Raw genomic sequence first — 4,902 nt, 5'->3', positions numbered from 1 at the left:
AATAATTAAAATCACCCACAAGGAAGTTAAATTTATGTCAAATATTTATCATAGTGCGCCGTCAGCTTACGATTATCCGTTAATCATCAAGCAACTATTAAACCGTGCCAAAACAGTATCGCTAGAGCAAGAAATTATTTATGCCGATAAAAAACGCCTCACTTATAAAGAGTTGTTTGGGCGTATCAATCGTTTAGCCAATGTCTTAGAAGACTTAAACCTTGCTGCCGGTGATGTGATTGCGGTGATGGATTGGGACAGTCATCGCTACTTAGAATCGTATTTTGCCGTACCGATGTCAGAATATATTTTGCAAACCGTCAATATCCGCCTGTCACCTGAAAAAATCCTCTATACCATCAATCATGCTAAGCCAAAAGTATTGCTACTCAATTCTGAATTTGCGCCATTGGTGAAAGACTATCAGTTTGAAAACTCTAGCATTGAGCATATTATTTGGCTTGATGACAATGGCGTGTCACATGAAGGCGTCTTTGGCGGTAATCAAAATCGCGTCACTGGAGAATATGAAGCATTGTTAGAGGCCGCCAGTAGCGAGTTTGATTTTCCAGATTTTGATGAAAACACCAACGCCACGACTTTTTATACTTCAGGTACAACAGGCGATCCGAAAGGGGTGTTTTTTAGCCACCGCCAACTGGTCTTGCACAGTCTTACGGAAGCGGCGACCTTGGGTATGCTGCCCAATAAACAAGGCGTCAGTTACGGCGATGTTTATATGCCAATGACGCCGATGTTCCACGTTCATGCGTGGGGCTTCCCGTTTACTGCCACGATGGTTGGTCTAAAACAAGTGTATCCAGGTCGCTACGCACCTGACGTGTTAATGGATTTGATTATCAATGAAAAGGTCAGTATCACCCACTGCGTACCAACGATTTTGCAGATGGTACTCAAAGAAGCACAAGAGCGCGATGCCAGTTTTAATGGGTTAAAAATGATTATCGGTGGTTCGAAACTGACTGAAGGCCTAGCGAGAGCCGCACTGGCGCAAGACATTGAGGTTTATACCGGTTATGGCATGTCTGAGACTGCACCGCTTATTAGCTTGACAGAATTTAGTCTCAATGAGCCTGAGATGTCCGAGGACGAAGATATTGCTCGCCGCTGTATGACGGGTAAGCCAGTACTGATGGTGGACGCTCAAGTATGGAATACTGATAACGAGCCTGTCGGTATGGGCAAAGACAATACCGGCGAGTTGGTGCTGCGCGCCCCTTGGCTAACGCAGAGCTATTTGAAAAATGACGATGCTGGTAAAGAGCTGTGGGAAAATGGCTATATGCATACCCAAGATATCGCCTATATGCGCCCCGATGGTTATATTAAAATCACCGATCGTTTAAAAGACGTCATCAAGTCAGGCGGCGAGTGGATATCATCGTTAGAGATTGAAACGATTTTATCCTTGCATCCCGCAGTCGCTGACGTATCGGTGATTGGTATCCGTGATAAACAGTGGGGTGAGCGTCCGCTAGCTTTGATTGTACTCAAACCTGCCTGTCAAGATACTAACGCCGATGACATCAAAGCGCTTGCTGAACAGGCGGTAGCGCGGGGAATTATTCCTAAATACGGCGTGCCGAGTCAGTTTAAGTTTGTCGATGAGCTGCCAAAAACCTCGGTCGGTAAACATGATAAAAAAGTCATGCGCGAAATGTACGATGAGCAGAAATAAGACTTCATTAAATAGTCAGCTGTTTAAAACGCTTGCGTTAAGCAAAATATCAAATGGCTGACATGTGTAGTAGTTGACCTTTATCTCTAGCTCTGCTACATTTTAAACCGATACATAACGTATCGGTTTTTCATTTCTGGCAGGGACAGCCAGTTTTATATTATGATAGTATTGAATAAGAGCGTATCTTATAAAGCGTCATATTATAAAATCATCTCTTATAAAAGCGCTTTTTATAGTATCGCTTATTATAACCTTGTTTTTTATAAAAACGTACAGCATTACCCATCGTTTACGCTAAGGACAGCCATTATGAACGAGCAAGCCATTCGTCAAAATTCTCAACAAACTAGCCAGCCAGCTATAAATCACAATAATAATCAAAGCTTCAATCAATCCTCTAGCCAAGAGTCTCCCCCATCATTTGATAGCGCGCAAAGCTTTGCCGATATTTATCAGTCCTCTATTGATAATAAAGAGCAATTTTGGGCAGAGCAAGCCAAGCGGATTTATTGGCATAAAGAGCCTGAGCAAATTCTTGATGACAGCAATTTGCCATTTGCTAAGTGGTATGTTGGCGGTGAAACCAATCTTTGCTATAACTGTGTTGATCGCCATCTGGCAGAGCGCGCTGAGCAAGATGCCTTTATTTGGCTATCCTCTGAAATTAACCAAGAGTTAATCGAAACTTTTCCTGCCGTAGTCGATGCCTTTAAAGACTTGGGCAATAACGTTGAGCTTTATACTGACTATACCAAGCGGCGCCTGACCTATAACGACCTTTATAAAGAAGTGAATTACTTCGCCGATGTGCTACAGCGTCATGGTATCGAGAAGGGCGATCGCGTCATCATTTATATGCCGATGATTTTAGAAGCCGCTTATGCCATGCTCGCCTGTGCGCGTATCGGTGCGGTACATTCAGTGGTATTTGGTGGTTTTGCTGCCCATAACTTGGCCATCCGTATGGATGATGCCGAGGCAAAAATGGTCATCACTGTCGATGCAGGTCTACGCGGCGGTAAAGTGATTAATTATAAAAGCCTCGTTAATCAAGGCGTTGAACAAGCGACAATCAAGCCCGAGCATGTACTAGTGGTCAATCGTGGCGTGTTGCCGTTCGAGCCAAAATCTATCGATGTCGATTATGCAACCCAGCGCCGTATCAGTTGTGAGGCCAACGCCATTGTTGAGCCAGTATGGTTAGAGTCAAATACGCCGTCGTATCTTCTGTATACTTCAGGCACTACTGGAACGCCGAAGGGTGTGCAGCGCGATACCGGCGGTCATGCAGTGGCGCTAACGACGTCGATAGATTATATCTACGATGGCAAAGCTGGCGAAACTTTTTGGGCAATATCCGATATCGGCTGGGCAGTTGGACATTCTTATACCATTTATGCGCCGTTGCTCGCTGGCATGACCAGTGTCATGTATGAGGGCTTGCCGCATCGTCCAAACCCAGGTATTTGGTGGCGGATTGTCGAAGCAAACAAGGTGAATATTCTATTTACCGCACCGACGGGTGTGCGTATGCTGAAAAAACAAGATGAAACGTGGATGACCCGCTACGACGTCTCTAGCCTTAAGTCATTCTTTTTGGCAGGCGAGCCACTTGATGAATCAACGGCCAATTGGTTGACCAAGCACTTAGGGGTGCCGATTTTAGATCATTATTGGCAAACAGAGTCTGGCTGGCCAATTCTAAGTAATACGCCCAAATTTAACCATAAACCGCACAAACAAGGCTCACCTGGTTATCCCATGTATGGTTATGATGCACACGTGATAAATGAAGAAACTGGCGAGCTTTGTAAAGCTGGTGAAAAGGGCTTACTCGCTATTCGCGCACCACTGCCGCCTGGTTGTCTCACGACTGTATGGCGTAATGACGAGCGCTTTATCAGCAGCTACTTTGGTCTGTTTGATGGCAAGCACTACTCAACCTCAGACTATGCAGTGACCGACGATGATGGCTATTTTTATATCTTAGGACGAACGGATGATGTGATTAACGTCGCCGGTCATCGTATTGGCACGCAAGAGATTGAAGAAGCCATCAGTACGCATCCAGAGATGGCAGAATGTGCGGTCGTAGGTATTAAAGATCAATTAAAAGGCGAGTTGCCGATTGCTTTTTGTGTGCTAAAAGACCATGAGCAAGTGGCGACGACCGAAAACCGTTTCCGTATTGAGCAGCAAGTCATCGGTGCGGTGGTCAAATCGCTTGGCGGTATCGCAAGACCAGCGGCGATTTATTTCCCGCAAGCATTACCCAAAACGCGCTCTGGTAAAATCTTACGCCGCGCTATCCGTGCTTTAGCGGAAGGTAATGAAACGGGCGATATGTCAACGCTTGACAATCCAACGGCGATTGATGCGATTAAAAAATCGATGAAAGATTATTAAGATCAAAAGCCATTGATTGAATTACTGACATGGCCTTGTCAATTCTAATCAAAATTTAATCACATTTTTAAATACAACTTTAAAAGTAATAAAAAGCTCATGTACCATCATGGGCTTTTTGGTTTTTAGACTGATAAATTTTATAGATGGCAACTATCGCAAATAAAAGTTTGATAAAGCGCTTGACCCTAAAATTGATTTATTGCTATAGTCAATAACGATACGAAATAAATCATTTTAAAATAATATTTAAAGGGTAATAATGGATGGTTTTTTATCCCTTTTAACAATATTCTTGTATGAATACTTTTTTATAAATACTGGCACACCATTAAATGGTGAGCAGACAAACAAGATAAGGATATCTTATGCATCACGTTCAGCAGCTTATCGATGGTCAATTTGTTGATTCTAATACCAGCGAATGGATTGACATCACTGATCCCGCCACCCAAGAGGTTATTGCCAAAGTTCCGCAAACTACTGACGATGAAATCAATCAAGCCGTCGCTGCCGCTCAAAAAGCGTTTCAGACATGGCGAAAAACGCCCATCACCACACGTGCGCGTATTTTTTTAAAGTATCAAGAATTGATTCGCGAGCATATGGATGAGCTGGCAGAAATCTTGACCGCCGAGCAGGGAAAAACCATTGCTGATGCGCGCGGTGATGTATTTCGTGGTTTAGAAGTGGTTGAGCATGCAGCGGGCATTGCCAATTTGCAGATTGGTGACTTTGTTGAAAACGTCGCAACAGGCGTCGACACCTATAGTATCTGGCAGCCACTTGGCGTT

3 protein-coding genes are annotated in these 4,902 nt (G+C 43.9%); all 3 read left to right on the top strand.

Features of this window, described 5'->3' with window-relative positions; all coding sequences use genetic code 11:
* Positions 1–34: 34 nt before the first annotated feature.
* On the top strand, positions 35–1,699 hold the full coding sequence (locus V7D75_RS14200; protein WP_333615085.1) for a fatty acid--CoA ligase: 1,665 nt from the start codon (positions 35–37) through the stop codon (positions 1,697–1,699).
* Positions 1,700–2,011: 312 nt separating this feature from the next.
* Complete coding sequence (locus tag V7D75_RS14195; RefSeq protein WP_333615084.1) at positions 2,012–4,108, top strand: propionate--CoA ligase; 2,097 nt, start codon at positions 2,012–2,014, stop codon at positions 4,106–4,108.
* A gap of 368 nt (positions 4,109–4,476) precedes the next feature.
* Positions 4,477–4,902 (top strand): aldehyde dehydrogenase family protein (locus tag V7D75_RS14190; protein ID WP_333615083.1); only part of this gene is annotated, 426 nt, incomplete at its 3' end.

Source organism: Psychrobacter sp. (assembly GCF_036731945.1).
In the GTDB taxonomy this organism is placed as follows: Bacteria; Pseudomonadota; Gammaproteobacteria; order Pseudomonadales; family Moraxellaceae; genus Psychrobacter.
This window is presented reverse-complemented; position numbering and strand designations above follow the sequence as displayed.

Excerpts from the sequence above, each read along its gene's own strand:
- V7D75_RS14200 (WP_333615085.1), top strand. The coding sequence starts at position 35 with ATGTCAAATATTTATCATAGTGCGCCGTCAGCTTACGATTATCCGTTA.
- V7D75_RS14195 (WP_333615084.1), top strand. The coding sequence starts at position 2,012 with ATGAACGAGCAAGCCATTCGTCAAAATTCTCAACAAACTAGCCAGCCA.